General features: G+C 37.5%; 12 protein-coding genes. 7 read left to right on the top strand and 5 right to left on the bottom strand.

Annotated features, from left to right (window positions below):
- Positions 1–20: 20 nt before the first annotated feature.
- Positions 21–1,814, bottom strand: coding sequence for a M61 family metallopeptidase (locus BM179_RS01720; RefSeq protein ID WP_229632879.1), 1,794 nt, complete (start codon positions 1,812–1,814; stop codon positions 21–23).
- 283 nt (positions 1,815–2,097) lie between these two features.
- On the opposite strand from BM179_RS01720, the gene BM179_RS01715 reads away from it, so the two are divergent.
- The 6 genes from BM179_RS01715 to trmB all read left to right on the top strand — a co-directional run bounded on the left by BM179_RS01715 (position 2,098) and on the right by trmB (position 11,362).
- Positions 2,098–5,118, top strand: a complete 3,021-nt coding sequence (locus tag BM179_RS01715) for a tetratricopeptide repeat protein (protein ID WP_092011147.1) — start codon at positions 2,098–2,100, stop codon at positions 5,116–5,118.
- A 126-nt stretch (positions 5,119–5,244) separates the two neighbouring features.
- Positions 5,245–6,864: a TonB-dependent receptor gene (locus BM179_RS01710; protein WP_092011143.1), complete on the top strand. Its 1,620-nt coding sequence runs from the start codon at positions 5,245–5,247 to the stop codon at positions 6,862–6,864.
- A 51-nt stretch (positions 6,865–6,915) separates the two neighbouring features.
- Positions 6,916–8,010, top strand: a complete 1,095-nt coding sequence (locus BM179_RS01705; protein WP_092011140.1) for an HU domain-containing protein — start codon at positions 6,916–6,918, stop codon at positions 8,008–8,010.
- A 30-nt stretch (positions 8,011–8,040) separates the two neighbouring features.
- The gene (locus BM179_RS01700) at positions 8,041–9,000 is read left to right on the top strand and encodes a hypothetical protein (protein ID WP_092011137.1); all 960 of its coding nucleotides are present in this window, start codon (positions 8,041–8,043) and stop codon (positions 8,998–9,000) included.
- 145 nt (positions 9,001–9,145) lie between these two features.
- On the top strand, positions 9,146–10,441 hold the full coding sequence (locus BM179_RS01695; RefSeq protein ID WP_092011134.1) for a bifunctional folylpolyglutamate synthase/dihydrofolate synthase: 1,296 nt from the start codon (positions 9,146–9,148) through the stop codon (positions 10,439–10,441).
- Between the two features lie 237 nt (positions 10,442–10,678).
- Positions 10,679–11,362, top strand: a complete 684-nt coding sequence (gene trmB, locus BM179_RS01690) for a tRNA (guanosine(46)-N7)-methyltransferase TrmB (protein WP_092011131.1) — start codon at positions 10,679–10,681, stop codon at positions 11,360–11,362.
- Between the two features lie 139 nt (positions 11,363–11,501).
- Here the strand turns inward: trmB and gap are convergent, their stop codons facing one another.
- Entirely contained in the window at positions 11,502–12,515 is a 1,014-nt protein-coding gene (gap, locus tag BM179_RS01685) for a type I glyceraldehyde-3-phosphate dehydrogenase (protein ID WP_092011128.1), read from the bottom strand.
- Between the two features lie 874 nt (positions 12,516–13,389).
- Between gap and BM179_RS01680 the strand changes: the two genes are divergently transcribed.
- Positions 13,390–14,208, top strand: a complete 819-nt coding sequence (locus BM179_RS01680) for a 2,3,4,5-tetrahydropyridine-2,6-dicarboxylate N-succinyltransferase (protein WP_092011125.1) — start codon at positions 13,390–13,392, stop codon at positions 14,206–14,208.
- 58 nt (positions 14,209–14,266) lie between these two features.
- On the opposite strand, the gene BM179_RS01675 is transcribed toward BM179_RS01680, so the two are convergent.
- The 3 genes from BM179_RS01675 to fdhD are packed head-to-tail and all read right to left on the bottom strand — an operon-like array spanning position 14,267 to position 18,381.
- A complete protein-coding gene (locus BM179_RS01675) occupies positions 14,267–15,157 on the bottom strand; it encodes a 3-hydroxybutyryl-CoA dehydrogenase (RefSeq protein WP_092011122.1) in 891 nt (296 codons plus the stop codon).
- 39 nt (positions 15,158–15,196) lie between these two features.
- Complete coding sequence (locus BM179_RS01670) at positions 15,197–17,539, bottom strand: FdhF/YdeP family oxidoreductase (protein ID WP_092011119.1); 2,343 nt, start codon at positions 17,537–17,539, stop codon at positions 15,197–15,199.
- Entirely contained in the window at positions 17,539–18,381 is an 843-nt protein-coding gene (fdhD, locus tag BM179_RS01665) for a formate dehydrogenase accessory sulfurtransferase FdhD (RefSeq protein ID WP_092011116.1), read from the bottom strand. The genes BM179_RS01670 and fdhD overlap by 1 nt, the downstream gene beginning before the upstream one ends.
- Positions 18,382–18,392 lie beyond the last annotated feature (11 nt).

Raw genomic sequence — 18,392 nt, 5'->3', positions numbered from 1 at the left:
GTATCGTCAGTTAGTAATGCTTACAAAAACAACCATTTTTTATAAAGATCCTGCTGTTCTTTGCTTGGTGAAGCAACCGGTTCAATTTTGAAATTTTGAATCGGGCTTTTTACTAAAGTAACTTTGTATGTTTTTTCCAGACCGTCTCTTTTAACTTTTACTGAAATAACATCCCCGACTTTCTTTGAAGCGATAACAGCCGGAAGGTTTTCTAGCTTAGTGTCATCAATGGTTAAAATTTCGTCACCGACATTCAGGCCATCATTATAAGCAGGAGAATCTCTCCATACATTTGAAATCTTTCCGTTTCTCAGATCAGCTCCCAGGTATGGGTCATTTTTGCCTGCATTCTGATCTGTAAGTTGCATCCCAACGGCTTCAAGGAATGAATTATAAGGAATTGGTTCTGTTCCGAAAACGTACTTCTGGAAGAAATCATTCAGGTTTCTGCCAGCTACAGACTCCGCTGCTTTCTGGAATTCTTCATCACTGAAGCCTCTTCCCAGTTTTTTGTAATATTCCTGGTAAAGCGTTTTCATCACATCATCAAGGTTTTTAGCTCCTTTAGTGCTTTGAATAATCAGAAGATTTAAAATACCCCCTAAAACTTCACCTTTTCCATAGTATGATATGGTACTATTGCGGGAATTTTCATTCGGACGATAATATTTAATCCATGCATCCCAGCTGGATTCAGCAGCTGACTGGATTTTGTTTCCCGGTTGGTTTTCAGTAACAGAAATCTCATCTGCATAAGTAGTAAGGTATTCCTCCGGAGTCATCAGATTGGCACGTCTTAAGATATAGCTTTGATAAAAACTCGTACAACCTTCTGAGAACCAGAGCATATGTGTGTAATTCTCATTCTCGTAATCGAAAGGTCCGAGTGCTTTAGGACGGATTCTTTTAACGTTCCATAAATGAAAATACTCATGTGCAATCAGACTTAAGAATGACTGATATGTTTTAGGGTTTTCATAGCTGGTTCTGGAAGTCTGACAGGTGGTTGAATTAAGGTGTTCCAGTCCGCCGCCACCCTGAAGGATATTGTGAATAATAAAAGTATAATCTTTACAGGGATGTTCTCCTACAACAGTAGTAGCTGTTTCGCAAACCTTTTTTATATCTGCTGTAACCTTAGCTTCATCATATTTTGCTTCACCATACATTGCAACTTTATGAGGAATTCCTTTTAAATCGAAGTTCAGAACTTTTTGTACACCGATTTCAATGGGCGAATCAATAAGAATATCAAGATTTTCGGCTTCAAATGTGTTGTTACCCAATGCCTTTAAACCGGTTGAAACAGTATTCCAGTTTTTATAAGGTTTAACAGACAAGGTTGAAGGGGTATGACGCCAGTCATTTACATACAGAAAAATGCTTGCCGGGTTAAGGTATCCGTGGGAGTCGTCAAGGAAAGATGTTCTTACAGATAACTCAAAGGCATAAACTTTGTATTTTAAAGTAACTTCCTGCGTGTTGGACTGTAAGCGTACTCTCCAGGTATTTTTATTGATTTTGTCTGATTTTAAAGGGGTATTTCCGGAACTGGCTGTTACTGATTCCACGTTTTTGGCATATTCTCTTACCAGGTAAGAGCCGGGAGTCCAGACAGCCATTTTAAAATCAAGAAATCCTTGTTGTTTGGTTTTAGCGTCAAGATTCGATGCTTTTACCACTACATCAAAATAATGGGTTTGTGGCTGATCCATCGAAAGAACATACTCAATTTTAGGCGTTGGTGTCTTGCTTTGTGCTGATGAAAGGTAGCCAATTAGTAAAAGGATGGCTGTTTTTACGATTTTTTTCATAATTTAATGCTGATATTTACGTTTTTTTAGTTGACGACCATCGAAATTAGTAAATTTCTGCAAGGTTGTCATCATTTTAAGGTCTCATCAATATTTAAACTTTGAAATTATTGTACATTCATTCTCTTTTGGTAATTTTTGGGGTCTGTCATGACAAACAAGCATTGATTGACTCGATTTAACGGTACTTTGCTTCATTAAGATAACTCCGAAATTATTTTTTAACTATTCATTATTTCATTCTTACTTGTATTACAAGAAATCTCCAATAAACAATTTTCTGATGAAAAGAATATTTTTAGCGATTCTTCAAATCCTGGTTCCTGCCATTTTTTTAACCTCAATGCAGGTTTCTGCACAAAATACTTTAAACTACACAGAGGCAGGTATAAATTTCAGAAATGGGCAGGAATACTTCGAAGCCAAAAATTATCCGGCTGCACGCGCTGAATTTAGTCAATACCTCGAATTATATAAACCACTTTTAGCGAAAGACGATGCCAATAAGGTCTGGGCCGAATATTATGTGACAATGTGCAGTTTGTATATGAGTAATCCGGAAACCGAGCTTTTGGCAGATCGGTTTGTCAGAAATAACCCCGACAGTCCGCAGGCGAGAAACCTTTTTAAGGAAATTGGTCAGTATTTTTTTGATAACGGAGATTATGAGAAAGCTGTTGGATATTTAGCCAAAACGGCTGGTTCAGATCCTGAAGCCAAGTATAAATTAGCCCTTTCATATTTTCAGTTGCAAAGATATAATGAAGCTCAACCGATTTTTGATGAAATAAAGAATGAATCCAATACCGAAAATGGGATCGGAGCTTCTTATTATTCTGCGATTATCAGTTTCAGAGCAGGCCGGTATAATGACGCAATCCCGGATTTCAAAAAAGCTGAACAATCTGCCAGATTTCGCAGTGAAATACCTAACTGGGTAGCCCATAGCTATTACCGTCAGGGAAAATTCAATGAAATGCTCGCTTATACGGAACCTATTCTTAAACAGAAAGGAACCGGGTTAAAGATTGATGATTTGGCGCTTTTGACGGCAGAAGTATATTTCCAGCAGGGGAATTACGAAAAAGCAGCTCCGTATTATACACAATATGCCAATTACAGAGCTCAGAAAATGCTTCCTGCTGTAGCATACCGATATGGATACAGCTTATACAGAATCAATCAGTTTGCTCCGGCAGCTGAACAGCTGAAAAATGTAGCAGCAAATCGTGATACTTTGGGGCAACACGCAGCATTTATCCTGGGAATCAGTTATTTAAAAGCTAACAATCCCAATTATGCACTGGGGGCTTTTGATCAGGCCAGAAAGCTCAACTTTAACATGGGCATTAAAGAAGATGCCGATTTTAACCACGCAAAGGTGCTTCTGGATCTCGGAAGAGCTAATGAGACTATTCGTGAAATTGAAGAATTTCTGAATAATTATCCAAATACCAAATATGAAGATGAAGCCAACGAACTGGTTTCAGAATCTTATCTGAGTACCAATAATTATGTAGCAGCACTCAATTATATTGAAGGTCTGAAAAAACGTTCTCCAAGAATTAATGCAGCTTATCAGCGAATTGCGTTTAACCAGGCAGTTATCGATTATAATGCCGAGAAATACAATGAATCACTCAGCAATTTTGACAAATCACTTTCAGCACCTGAAAATCCGGAACTGAAGTATGCAGCTACTTTCTGGAAGGCAGAGGCATTATCAGGCGGAAAAAGATATAATGATGCTATTTCATTATATAACCAGCTGATTGCTTCAAGCGATAATTCTACGAAAGCACTTGCTGATTATCAGACCAAAAGCAGATATTCTCTGGCTTATGCCTATTTCAATATGAAAGATTATGACAAAGCTAATGCTCAGTTTAAGGCATATGCTGATAAAATGAAGAATTCCGGTGATTCTCAGTCATACCAGGATGCTTTGATACGTTTGGCTGATACCTATTTCGCTGCAAAAAACTATGACCAGGCTTTAAAATATTATGACCAGGCGATTACAGCCAATAAGACTGACCGTGACTATGCTATTTATCAGAAAGGATTAATTCTTACTTTCCTGGGTAAGGATGCTGAGGCAAAAAATGCTTTCGAAAAAGTACAAAATGGTTTTCCGGACTCACGTTACCTCGATGATGCGATGTATCAGAAAGCCCTTCTTGCATTTAAAGGAAATAAATATACTGAAGCAATTACCGGATTTACGGAGTTGATTAATAACCAACCTAAAAGTACTTATGTAACCAGAGCATTATTGAAACGCGCCCTGGCATTCTCTAATACTAACAATCATGAAGGAGCGATTAATGACTATAAAAAGATCATTAATGATTACAAAGCTGATGATGTTACAAAGGATGCTTTAGCGGGTATTCAGGAAGAATTAAACGAAGTAGGTCGTCCGGAGGAATTCAGTCAGATACTTAACGGTTATCAGGTAGCTAATCCGAATGATAAATCTACCACCGGACTGGAATATGAAGCAGCTAAAGGCCTTTATCAAAATGAAAACTATGAAAAAGCTATTCAGGCACTGAGCGAATACATTAAGAAATATCCTGGTAGCTCGGATGTTTACGAAGCAAGATATTTTATCGCTGAATCATTCTACCGTCTGGAAAATAAATTCGCTGCATTAAGATATTATAACCTTGTGTTGGCTGATAATAAGATCAAACTTATTAACAGAGCTGCACAAAGAGCTGCGGAAATTGAATTTGCGAATGGAAATTATAAAAATGCAATTACTGATTATAAAGCTTTGTTAAGCGTTGCTTCTGACAAACGTGACCAGCAAACGGCTTATTTAGGATTGATGGAGTCTTATTATATCAGTCAGAATCTGGATTCTACAATTGTATTTACGCGTCAGGTATTGTCATCACCTGATTTTGTAATGGGCGCTAAGAGTAAAGCCAGTCTGTATGCAGGAAAGATCTATATGCAAAACAATGATTATTCAAAAGCAACTGAATCATTTAACCAGACTATTTCGATCGCCAAGGATGATTTTGGCGCAGAAGCTCAGTATCTGATTGCCCAGATTCTTTATAACCAGAAGAAATTCAAGGAATCAAGTGAAATGATTCTGAACAAACTTCGTAATGATTTTCCGGATGCCAACGATAAAATTATGGGAAAAGCCTTCATTTTATTAGCAGATGATTTTGTAGGAATGGACAATCTGGTTCAGGCAAGAGCTACATTGAACTCAATTATTGAAAATTCTCCCGAAAAGGATATCGTTACAGAAGCTAAAGCAAAATTGAAATCACTGAAGTAATAAATTCAGGTCGTTTAAATTAATCCTATTTAGAAAACAGTTAGATTCTTAGAAAACAAAGACATGATTTTGACTAAAAATCCATATAAATTTCTCACAATTGTATCCTTGTCTTGTGTGTCAATAATGGCGAACGGACAAGATAAAAAGCAAGGCTCAATCACGAATGAAGACATTGTTATTGATAAAGAAAGAAAAATTGAGCTTCCGCAGGCAAACCGGATTTTTGAAAAAATCCCGACAATTCAGGATGCCAATAAGGGTAAGGGGTTAAGGTATGAATTTACCGAAAGAAAACTCCCGATACAGATGCCTCAATTCAGTCCGGTAGTAGTGATGCCGGGAGATGGTATTTCTAAAGAAAATACAAAGCTGGGGAATTATAACAATGTCATCAAGGCAGGATTTGGTAATTATGCCCATACCTTCCTGGAAGGACATGTTGGAATCCAGCCGAATGAAGATGTTTACCACGGGATTTATTTCAAGCATGACGGCAATCGTTTAGGTCCGGTAGGTGCTTCAAATTCGGGAAGAAGTCAGAATCTGATAAAAGTTCATAGTAAAACGATAACCAACACCTTCAAGTTTGACGGAGCTATTGGCTGGGAAAGACAAAGTACCCATTTTTATGGAAAAGTACCTAATCCTTATGACATTGTAGCTGACAGTATTGCTCAGCATTGGAATAAATTTCATTACATCGGAAGTATCAGCAATGCAATCAGAGGATCAAAAATTGATTATACAGCTACTTCAGGATTGTCATTTCTTTACACAAAATATGATGCCCGTGAATGGGTTTGGGATAGTAAAATCAATGCGGTATTTCCGATTACAAATGGGCTGACTGCTCATTTTGACGGAAATATGGTTATCTCTGAATATACGGATGAGGTGGCTGACAGAAGACAATTATTTAAGCTTAAGCCAACATTTCAGTATAAGAATGATTTCCTGAATATTTCTGCCGGTATTAATATTGCCAATGATAAGGACAAGAATTTAAACCTGAACGACACTTACGTTTTCCCGACTGCTAAAATAGATGTGCAGCCTATTGAGAACATTCACGTTTTCGGAGGAATTGACGGAGATGTTTACATGAATAATTTCATGAATATCTTACAGGAAATGCCCTGGCTGGCGGCTAAATCTCAGCTGAAAGATACCCGTAAAACGGCCGAATTTTTTGCAGGAGCGAAAGGTTTGTTAGAAAATGGATTCGGGTTTGAGGCAAAAGTAAGTTATGGCCAGTACAGAAATTTCTATGTGTTTAATAATTCCGGAGCAGACTCGACAAGGTTTAATATTAATTTCTCGAATGATACCACTAAAGTGAAAGTAACCAACTTTTCAGGACAGTTAAATTATCAGTATGAAAACTTCCGTTCTTTGCTGAAAGTCGATTACTATAATTATGCCGGATTAGGGAATCTGGATCAGGCCTGGCATCGTCCGTCTTTTACTTCTACCTGGAACAACACACTCACCTTTAAAGAGAAGTTAATTGTTTCATCTGATATTTACTTTATCACAGGGTTGAAAGGAAAGAATCTGATTACCAATAAAGAACAGAATCTGTCTTCAATTTTTGACCTTAATCTTAAATTTACTTATCTTATTACTGACAGATTTAACGTCTTTGTTTCGGCCAACAATATACTTGGAAAGGAATACCAGCGATACCTGTACTATCCTCAACAAGGCATTAATTTTCTTGCTGGTTTGTCATATTCTTTTTAACTTAGCGAATAGAAGCCTCCTGAAAGGCTTCTATTCTAATTTTGGGCCTAGATGAAAACAGTACAGAGCTATATAATTGATCTTCTATTCGAACAGGATTGCGTGGTAATTCCTGACTTTGGCGGTTTTATCATAAACTCCAGAAGTGCAGGTTTAGATAAGATGGAGCGCTTTATGAGTCCTCCGCAAAAATGGCTGGCATTCAATGAATTATTGAAGTCTGATGACGGCCTTCTATCCAGTTACATTTCCGGATGTCAGAAGATTTCCAGAGAGGAAGCCGTTGTTCAGATAAAGAAATTTGTTGAGCAAACCCGGAAATCAGTTAAACTGAATGAGTCGGTTTATATAGCTAATCTCGGAACGTTCACTTTAAATGCAGAACAGAAACTGCAATTTCAACCTGATCCTAAAATGAACTTTTTAACAGAAAGTTTCGGGATGGATAATATAAAGTTGAAATATTTTACGCCTTTAAAAGCTAAAGAAAGCGAAGAAATTCAGACTTTAGAGTTGCCTGCGCCGGTTTATCGGACTCTACAACTCAAGGATCGTGAATATATTCATGAGGATTCGAAAGAAGAAACAAGCATTCGGCCGATCAGAAAAGCAAGTCGTTTGCTTTCTGTTATAACTATATTTTTAGGTGTTTCAGCTTTTATCAGCGGATTGTATTTTTATGATTCAAATCCTTCAACTGGTCTGAGCTCTTTTAACCCGTTTTCAGTAATCAGTCATTTTAAACAGCATTTCCCGGAAACACCAAAAGTTAACCCTGCAGCGGTTGAGAAAAAGGATGAAGCTGTAAAAGCGGAAGAAATCACGGCAAGTAAGAATGCTCCTGCAGAAAATGAAGCCACGAAAGAAACTTTGGTCGTAGAAAAAGCTATAATAACTAAGCCTGAAACTCGTTATTACGTCATTGCAGGAAGTTTTGGAAGCGAAAAAAATGCTGATAAAATGCGTAGAATATTAAAGAGTAACGGATTAGATCAGAAGGTAGAGTTTCTCTTTCCTGTAAAAAATGAAAAGCTCATTAAAGTTTCTGCCGGAGAGTTCTCTGATGAAACAGAAGCGAAGGCCTTTTCAAAAACGGTAAGTGATAAAATCAAACAACAAACCTGGGTTTTTAAAGTTAAAAACTAAGTTTGAACTGAACCATTCTACTATATTATTATGACGACTTTTGATTTACAGGAAGAAGAGAGCAAAAACAGAAGAATAGCATTTTTTTATACGTTGTTAATCAATGGATCATTGCTGTTACTTTTCTGGTTTGTCACAGTCTGGACTGCTCAGGAAAATAAGCCGGTAGAATTACCTGCGGGTGGCTTTGAGATAAATTATGGAACAAGCGATTTTGGAAGCGGAAAAGTTCAGACTCATAATAAACCAAGCCCGCTTCCTGAAGCTGTTGAGTCTAAACCGGAGGAAAAAGTAGAGGTAAAAAAAGAGATTGTAAAGAAGGTTAAACCGGTGGAAGTTCCCAAAGTAAAACCTGTTAAAGCAAAAGCTGCTCCTGAAACTCCTTTAATTTCAAGTACGAAAACAAGTCCGGTGAAAGTCAAGGACTTACCACCAAAAGTAGAGCCAAAACCTACTACCAAACCAGTAGAAGCTGCCAAACCAGCCGCTAAACCGGTTCCTGAAACACCAAAAGTTGATGAAGGGGCGCTTTATAAAAGGGGAAAAAGTACCTCAAACGGAACGATTGGAACAGCAAGCAGACCTGGTGGAAATTCTAACGGAGATGATAAATCGGGGATAGGAGATAAAGGGCAGAAAGATGGTGATATTAATGAAAGTGCCATTTACAAAGGACCAAAAGGAAATGGAGGTGGTTCGGGGAACGGAACTACAGGTGGAAACGGATCATTGAATTTAACAGGATGGACCTGGACGAGTAAACCTCAGGTAAATGATGATTCAGATGAAACAGGAATAATCAGATTTTCTATTAAAATTGATGAAAACGGAGATATCATTTCACTAAAAGTTGTAGAAAAAACAGTAAGTGCTTCAGTAGCAGAGAAATACAGAAAGGCAATAGAGAGAGTAACTTTCAAACCAACCTCTTCAGGAGAAAGGCCTGCTACCTCTTCCGGATCGATTATCTTCCGGATTAACCCGAAATAGAGATATTAATTTTGAAATTCTTAAAGCGAAGGTCTCCTTCGCTTTTTTTATTGCAGTTTTTTCAGCTAGCGAATGCGTGTTAACTTTACAGAAAAATTACCGGGTCATCTCTTATCAAAGAATGACTTAAATAAATTTAGTCCCGATGAATTACTCAGAAACCATTGATTATCTGTACGATAAACTTCCTGTCTTTCATAGAATAGGAAAAAAAGCCTTTAAAGCTGATTTAAGCAATACATTGGCAATATGTGAACACCTGGATAATCCACACCAAAAATTTAAGACAATACATATTGCCGGAACAAACGGAAAAGGAAGCACGTCTCATTATTTAGCCTCAATTTTGCAATCTGCCGGGTATAAAACCGGATTATATACGTCTCCTCATCTGCAATCATTTACGGAAAGGATAAGAATAAACGGACAAGCTATTCCGGAAGAAAGAGTAGTATCATTTGTAGAAAAAAATCAGCAGTTTATTGAGTTTCTGGCCCCTTCGTTCTTTGAATTGAGTGTTGGAATGGCTTTTGAATACTTCGCTTCTGAGAAGGTCGATATCGCTGTAATAGAAGTGGGTTTGGGAGGAAGACTTGATTCAACCAATGTGATTTCTCCCTTGCTAAGTGTCATTACCAATATCGGATATGATCATACAGACATATTAGGTAAAACTTTGCCTAAAATTGCCTTTGAAAAAGCTGGAATTATTAAAGAAAACACTCCGGTAGTTATTAGTGAGAGACATACAGAGACAGAATCAGTCTTTAATGAAATTGCTTCAGAACGAAAGGCCCCGATTTTCTTTGCTGAAGATTATTTTGAAGTAAAAAACTCTATTCAGGGGGCTACTTCTTTAGATTTTGAAATAGTTAACCGGGAAGAACCAGGAGAAGTAATCAAATTGTCCTCTCAATTAAGAGGGAAATATCAGACGAAGAATATTCTGGGTGTTTTAAAGGCAGTTGATGTATTAAATGGAATCGGATTTAGAATTGATGAATATTCTTTAGCAAAAGGTGTTGAAGGAGTTGTTTCACTTACACAGTTGAAGGGGAGATGGCAGCAGCTCTCCGAACAGCCGACTGTAATTTGTGATACAGCACATAATGTTGACGGAATCACAGAAATTCTGGAAAGTATCAAACAGGCGAAATTTAATAAACTCTGGATGATTTTAGGTTTTGTTTCAGACAAAGATATTTCAGGCATTCTTGAAATGTTACCCAAGGACGCTGATTATGTTTTTTGTCAGGCTTCGGTACCCAGAGCGCTTGATGCTAATGAATTGCTAAAAAATGCTAAAGAGAAAGATTTGAAAGGAATTGTTGAAAAAGACGTAAATCAAGCCCTATCTTTGGTGAAAAGCCAGGCCGGCAAAGATGATTTTATCTATGTAGGAGGGAGTACCTTTATAGTAGCTGAACTAGACCAATTATAAGGAGGCAAATAAAAATTGGTTTTAAAATAACCCCCTGAGAATTGAGTGTAGCCGGGTAATATACAGATAATTTCAAATGACCGATTCTCACAATAGCCTATTGTTTTGTATATAACTATATGTAAATCAATAAGTTATATTATTTTAAATTAACTAAATATTGACAGTTCAATTTTGACTATTTTATTTTAATTTTACAATAAGTTGATATTCAACTTATTAATAATAATTACAACAGTGCCAAGAAAGAAATTAAAACGATTCGAAAGTAATCAGTATAAAGAAAATATTCTAGAAGATTATAAGCCAATCTATAATGAAATTAAAGGAAATTGGAACGAAATTTATTTTAAAAATTCAAACCCGATTGTTCTTGAGTTAGGTTGCGGAAAAGGAGAATATACTGTAGGATTAGCAAAGTTATTTCCTGCTAAAAACTTCGTTGGTCTTGATATAAAAGGCGACAGAATCGCTGTGGGAAGCGATGTAGCGCTTGAACAGGGTCTGAGCAATGTAGCATTTATCCGTGCAAAGGTTCACAGTCTTTTAGAACTCTTTGCTGAGAATGAAATAGCTGAGATCTGGGTCACATTCCCTGATCCTCAGCCATTACAGAGTGGTGTGAGAAGGAGACTTACCAACGAACGATTTTTGACGCTGTATGAGAAAGTATTGCAGGACAACGGGCTTTTACACCTTAAGACTGACAGTGAATCGTTCTTTGATTATTCATTACAAAGTTTGAATGCGTTTGGTATCAAAGATTTGATTCTAACGAAGGATCTTTACAGTTCTGAATTGAATGTCAGACACTATGGAATAAAGACCAGGTTTGAAGAAATTTTTACAGATAAAGGTTTCAGTATCAATTATCTGTCTTGCAGTTTTATCAGGAAACCGCAAAATATTGATATTTCCTAAGCGTCTGAGAATTTAACATACTGATATCCGGTATGAAAAAAATATTCTGGACAATTCTCAGAAGAGGACAAAAAAGAAGGTCTGCCATGATTTTACCGAAGATTCGGGAATCAGGCAGACCTTTTTATAATACTAAGTATTACTTGCTAATCAATTGTGCAAAGTAATGAACAGTTCTTACTAATTGAGAAACGTAAGACATTTCGTTATCGTACCAGCTCACAGTTCTTACTAACTGAAGATCTCCGACTGTCTGCACTTTTGTCTGAGTTCCGTCAAATAATGATCCATAAGAAATACCGATGATGTCACTGCTTACGATTTCGTCTTCAGTGTAGCCGAAACTCTCATTGGCAGCAGCTTTCATTGCGGCATTAATTTCTTCAGCTGTTGTTTTCTTGGCAAGAACTACTGTTAATTCAGTAAGTGATCCTGTAAGAGTTGGAACGCGTTGAGCAGAACCGTCTAATTTTCCTTTTAATGAAGGTAATACAAGACCGATTGCTTTTGCTGCGCCCGTTGAGTTTGGAACGATGTTCTGAGCAGCAGCTCTTGCACGACGAAGATCTCCTTTTGGATGTGGAGAATCGTGTGTATTCTGATCATTTGTATAAGCGTGAACCGTTGTCATCAAACCGCTAACGATTCCGAATTGATTTTCCAGAACCTGCGCCATTGGTGCAAGACAGTTAGTTGTACAAGATGCACCACTGATTACAGTTTCACTACCGTCAAGGATATTGTGGTTAACGTTGAATACAACTGTTTTTAAATCACCTGTAGCAGGAGCAGAGATAACTACTTTCTTAGCTCCGGCAGTGATATGAGCTTCAGCTTTTGCTTTGTCTGTGAAAAAGCCAGTACACTCAAGAACTACATCTACCTCGTGTGCTCCCCATGGAATTAATGCAGGATCTCTTTGAGCATATATTTTTACTTCTTCGCCATTTACTAAAATTGAACTGTCTGTAGCAGAAACTTCAGCATTGAAACGACCTTGTGCTGTATCGTATTTTAATAAATGAGCAAGCACGCTAGGGCTTGTAAGATCATTGATAGCTACGATATCAATACCTTCCATATTATAAATCTGACGATAAACCAGACGGCCGATACGACCAAAACCGTTGATTGCAACCTTTACTTTTGCCATTTTGAAATAAGGGATAATAGTTAAATAACTCTACAAAAGTAGTAGCTTTAATGAGCTTATACAAGTAATTACTGCATAAAGTTATAGTTAAGTAAAGCTACTAAATTTAGTATATACAGCTATAATATTTAGTAAATGGGGAGAATTAGTTTAAAATTACTAAAAATAATAGTGATTAGATTTTGTTTTACTAATAATAAAACACCGTCATACAGCCAGGATACCAAACTGTGGCAAAAGCACCTATATTCTGTGCCAATCTATGCCGTTTAACAGTTCTGTCAACTAGCATATAAAGGAATTCTCTCTCTATTTAAGCCATTGTAATCGCGCTTTCCTCAGAAATGGATAATCCGAAGTACCTCAAACAATTCAAGCTTCAGAATAACCGAATGGAGCAAATTACAGAACACATTATATTAAACTCTTTGTAAATATTTAGGTCTGTTCCTGGAAAATGGCTGGTAGAAATCATAAGATTGGAGGATATATGAAAGTTGTAATGAATACTGTCAACTTGTCATACTTAAATTAATCGATCTTGCTCATTTCGATATTTTAGAAGCCAAATAATATTCTGAAACAACAAATCACATCGTTAAACAAAATATATAACTATTTAATTTTCAGTAAATTAAATATACTATTCTAAAGTAATACATTTCATTGTTTATCAAGTAAAGGGGTAGGGGATAAGTCAAACGGAGATAATCATTTTCTATAAATCAGGGCTTAGTCTATCTCTCTCAAACAGAAATGAAAAGGAATATCACCTTCTTATCTGGCATAAAATTGATAGAATGCCACTTAATTGTATTTAATTTGCATCTTCATTATAACTCTTCTCTAAAAAGAATCTTTTTATAATTAATAAATGGAACACTTAAAAGTAATTATTGAAAAAGCATGGGATGACACAAGTCTCCGTGCAAATGAGGAAACTAAAAATGCCATTGAAGCGATCGTAGAAAAAGTGGATAAAGGTGAGCTGAGAACTGCTCAACCTAACGAAGACGGTTCATGGACAGTGAATGAATGGGTTAAAAAGGCAATTGTCATGTATTTCCCGATTCGCCAGATGCAGGTACAGGAAGTGGGAATTTTCGAATACCATGATAAAATGAAGTTAAAGACTAATTATGCAGAATTAGGTGTTCGCGTTGTTCCTCCGGCAGTAGCTCGTTATGGAGCATTCCTTGCTAAAGGAGTTATCATGATGCCTTCTTATGTAAATATTGGAGCTTATGTTGATTCAGGAACGATGGTTGATACCTGGGCCACGGTAGGTAGCTGTGCTCAGATCGGAAAAGATGTACATTTAAGTGGCGGCGTTGGAATCGGTGGAGTACTAGAACCACCTCAGGCGGCTCCGGTAATTATTGAAGATGGTGCATTTATCGGTTCACGCTGTATTGTTGTTGAAGGCGCCAGAATTGGTAAAAGAGCCGTTTTAGGAGCGGGAGTAACCATTACAGGGAGTTCTAAAATCATCGATGTAACTGGTCCTGAGCCGGTTGAATACATTGGGGTTGTACCGGAGAACTGTGTAGTAATTCCGGGTGGATACAATAAAAAATTCCCTGCCGGAGATTATAATGTTCCATGCGCCCTTATTATTGGAAAAAGAAAAGAAAGTACTGATTTGAAAACATCTTTAAATCAGGCACTTAGAGAAAATAACGTAGCAGTATAGTATTTATAGTCCTATTTGTCATCTGCTTTTAAAAGGAGGAAAATAATTTCCTCCTTTTTTATTTTCTGAACCGGCCGGATACGATAAGCTCTTTACTGCCTTTGGTATATTGATAAAAACCTTCTCCTGATTTTATACCCTTTTTCCCGGCCTCTACCATGTTAATCAGCAATGGACAAGGTGCATATTTAGGGTTTCGGAAACCATCATAAAGCACAGTTAAAATACTCAGACATACATCTAAACCTATAAAATCGGCCAACTGAAGAGGCCCCATAGGATGTGCCATTCCTAATTTCATCACATTATCTATTTCTTCGACACCTGCAACCCCTTCAAAAAGCGTATAAATTGCTTCATTGATCATAGGCATCAGAATTCTATTGGCTACAAATCCGGGATAGTCATCTGCTTCTATCGGAATCTTGTCAATATTAACTGATAATTCAAAGATTTTCCGGCAGGTTTCCTCCGAAGTTGAATAGCCTTTTATAACTTCTACAAGTTTCATTAGTGGCACCGGATTCATAAAATGCATCCCGATTACTTTATCCGGCCGCTTTGTAACAGCAGCAATCTTTGTAATTGAAATCGATGAAGTATTACTCGCTAAAATCGTACATTCATTACAAATACCATCTAACTGTCTGAAAATATCCAGTTTAATCTCAACATTTTCGGAAGCAGCTTCAACCACCAAACCGGCCTTTTCAGCACCTTTTTCTAGGGAGGTAAAGGTTTTAATGTTCGCCAGGGTTTTCTCCTTAATTTCGTCAGAAATAGTGCCTTTTTTAACCTGCCTGTCCAGATTTGAACCAATCGTTATGATGGCTTTGTCAAGAAAATCCTGCTTTACATCAATTAATGAGACCTGATAACCAAACTGTGCAAAGGTATGAGCAATGCCATTCCCCATAGTTCCTGCGCCGATAACAGAAATATTATTCATGTGATTTTGTTTATTGATGAGATAAGTAGTAAATAAAGATTAATGACTCACAGAAGCAAAAACGATATTTTCTGCCTCCAAAACTGGTTTAATTGTAATGATTACTGATTTTGAAGTCGGGGTATTGCTGGTAAGTGCCACTGAATCAATGGGCACTAGAACGTTAGCTTCCGGAAAATAAGTAGCAGCGCATTGTCTGGGAATATTATACGGAACTACAATAAAGTATTCTGCTGTTCTTTTCACTCCACCAAAATCGTTTTGCAAATCCACAATCTGATACGGCTGTAAACCCAATGATCTGATATCCTCATTATTCATCATAATGATTCTTCTTTCATTATAAAAGCCTCTGTATCTGTCATCCAGCCCGTAAATAGTCGTATTAAACTGATCGTGACTTCTCACGGTCATCATTAAAAATTCATCTTTAGCCAAGCTGATCGGTGAGAGTTTATTGATTGAAAACAAAGCTTTGCCCGATTTTGTACCAAATTTGCCTTCTCGGGGAAGATTTGGAAGAAAAAAGCCATTTTCCTGCCTGACTTTTTCATTATAATGCTCAAATCCCGGAATAACCTTTTCTATCATATTTCTTATTTCGTCATAATCAGAGGCCAGATTATCCCAATCCACTTTAGATTTTCCTGAAAGCGTTGCTTTGGCGAGTTCACAGATAATTCCGGGTTCACTTAACAGAGTTTCAGAAGGAGGCGTTAAAACCCCTTTGGAAATATGCACGACACCCATAGAATCTTCTACTGTAATGAATTGAGCGTTATTCTTCTGCAAATCAAGGTCCGTTCTTCCGAGTGTTGGTAAGATAATAGCCATTTTACCATGAACCAGATGACTTCTATTCAGCTTTGTAGAGATATGTACTGTTAAGTCGCAATTTCTGAGGGCTTTAGCCGTAAATTCTGTATCAGGACTGGCTGACAGGAAATTACCACCCATTCCGATAAAAACTTTTGCTTTTTGGGAATACATTGCTTTGATTGCATTTACCGTATCATAACCATGCGCTCTGGGTGCCTTAAAATCAAATGTTTTATCCAGGTTTTTCAGAAAGTCTTCATTGGGCTTTTCATATATTCCCATAGTTCTGTCACCCTGAACATTGCTATGTCCTCTGACCGGACAAGTACCCGCACCTTCTTTTCCAATACTTCCTTTTAATAACAATAGGTTTACCACTTCCTTTATAGTTGCTACAGAATTCTTATGCTGGGTAAGACCCATTGCCCAACACACAATAATCCGGTCATGTTTAACTAATAACTCTGCTGCTTCAGCAAGTTGTTCATATTTTAAACCTGTCTGATCCAATAATTCATTTATTGAATATTCATTCAATGATTCTATAAATTCAGAATAACCTTCGGTTTTATTATTAATGAACTCATTATCAATACATTTATAATTATTCTTGCTGCTTTCTTCTAAAACTATTTTTATCAGGCATTTAAGTAATGGCAGGTCCTGATTGATCTTGATCTGAAGATAAATATCGGTCAACGAAGTAGCTCCCAAAGCAACATCTTTAAAATCCTGGGGGTTTTTAAAGGCTAAAAGTCCTGCTTCAATCAAAGGATTGACAGAAATAATTCTGGCCCCATTCCTTTTGGCATGCTCCAATGCCGTTAACATCCTCGGATGATTAGTTCCAGGATTTTGTCCCAGAATCATGATTACTTCGGCTTTGTTAAAGTCTTCAAGTGTTACAGAGCCTTTTCCCAGTCCTAAAGTTTCAGTTAAGGCTGATCCGCTTGACTCATGGCACATATTAGAGCAATCCGGAAGGTTATTTGTACCAAACTGGCGAACAAAAAGCTGATAAAGAAAAGCAGCTTCATTACTTGTGCGGCCGGAAGTGTAAAATATTGCTTCATTGGGATCAGTCAAACCTTTCAATTCCATAGAAATATGCTGAAAGGCTTCATCCCAGGATATTTTTTCATAATGAGTACCGCCATTTCTTAAAATCATCGGGTGAGTCAGGCGGCCTTGCTGCCCAAGCCAGTAATCTGATTTTTCAGAGAGCTCAGCTACACTATATCTTTGAAAGAATACAGGTCCGGTCTTTCTTGTAGTAGCTTCTTCTGCAATAGCTTTTGCACCATTTTCACAGAATTCTGCCACTTTTGAGCGATTTTCAGGATCCGGCCAGGCACAGCTCGGGCAATCTATTCCATGTTGCTGATTAAGCTTCAGCAGGGCTTTAAAACCTCTCGTCACCGGCATTGCCCCGAAAACATGTTTAAACGAGTTGATTACAGCCTTAAACCCGGCGGCTTCTGTCGCGGGATTTCCCAATTTCAATCCCGTAAATTGCCTGGGAGACTGAAACTGGATTTCTTTTTCCTGATTCATTATTTTCATTATTGAATATCTAACCTGAAATCTCCCGAATAAATGTTAAATCCTCCATTTCTGACAAAACCCAGAAGAGTAAGATCATATTCTTTGGCAAGTTTTACTGCCATACTTGAAGGAGCACTTATTACTGCAAGTAATGAAATCCCTGCTTTGACAGTTTTTTGGACAATTTCAAAACTTGCCCTGCTGCTCATCATCAGTATATGCTCATTCAGTGGAACTAATCCATTCATAAAAGCAGTTCCGATAACCTTATCTATCGCATTATGCCTTCCGACGTCCTCCCGGATTATGAGTAAATTACCTTCAAGATCAAACAAGGCTGCAGCATGCAAACCTCCGGTATATTCGAAGATCTGCTGATTTTCCAGAAATTTAAGAGACAGCGATGCCATCAGATCAGGTTTTACCCTAAACTTGCTTTTATCCAATTTATCCGCAATCTGAACATATATAGATTCCATAGATTCTTTTCCGCAAACGCCACAACCGGATGAAGAGAAAAAATTCCTTTTAATTGTTTCCCAGTCGACCTCAACCTCCGGACTAATTTCTACTCTGACTACATTCTTGCTGGTTGAGTTTCCAAGATCCGAACAATATCTGACACTCATAATCTGGTCTGGAGAGGCGATAATTCCCTCAGTGTACAAGAATCCCAGAGCCAGGGAGAAATCGTCACCAGGCGTACGCATGATAACTGTAAGCTTACTTTGCTGTCTGTCGTCAGACCTTCCATAGCCAATCCGGATTTCCAATGGCTCCTCAGCGGCAACAAGATCAGCCTTTTCCTGCTTTCCCTTCTGATTTATTTTAATGATCTGAACCGGGTATACTGAAGACATTTTGATAAAGT

Source organism: Pseudarcicella hirudinis (assembly GCF_900115665.1).
Classification (GTDB): domain Bacteria; phylum Bacteroidota; class Bacteroidia; order Cytophagales; family Spirosomataceae; genus Pseudarcicella; species Pseudarcicella hirudinis.
The sequence above is the reverse complement of the archived record's forward strand: the minus strand, read 5'-3'. Positions and strand labels throughout refer to the sequence as shown.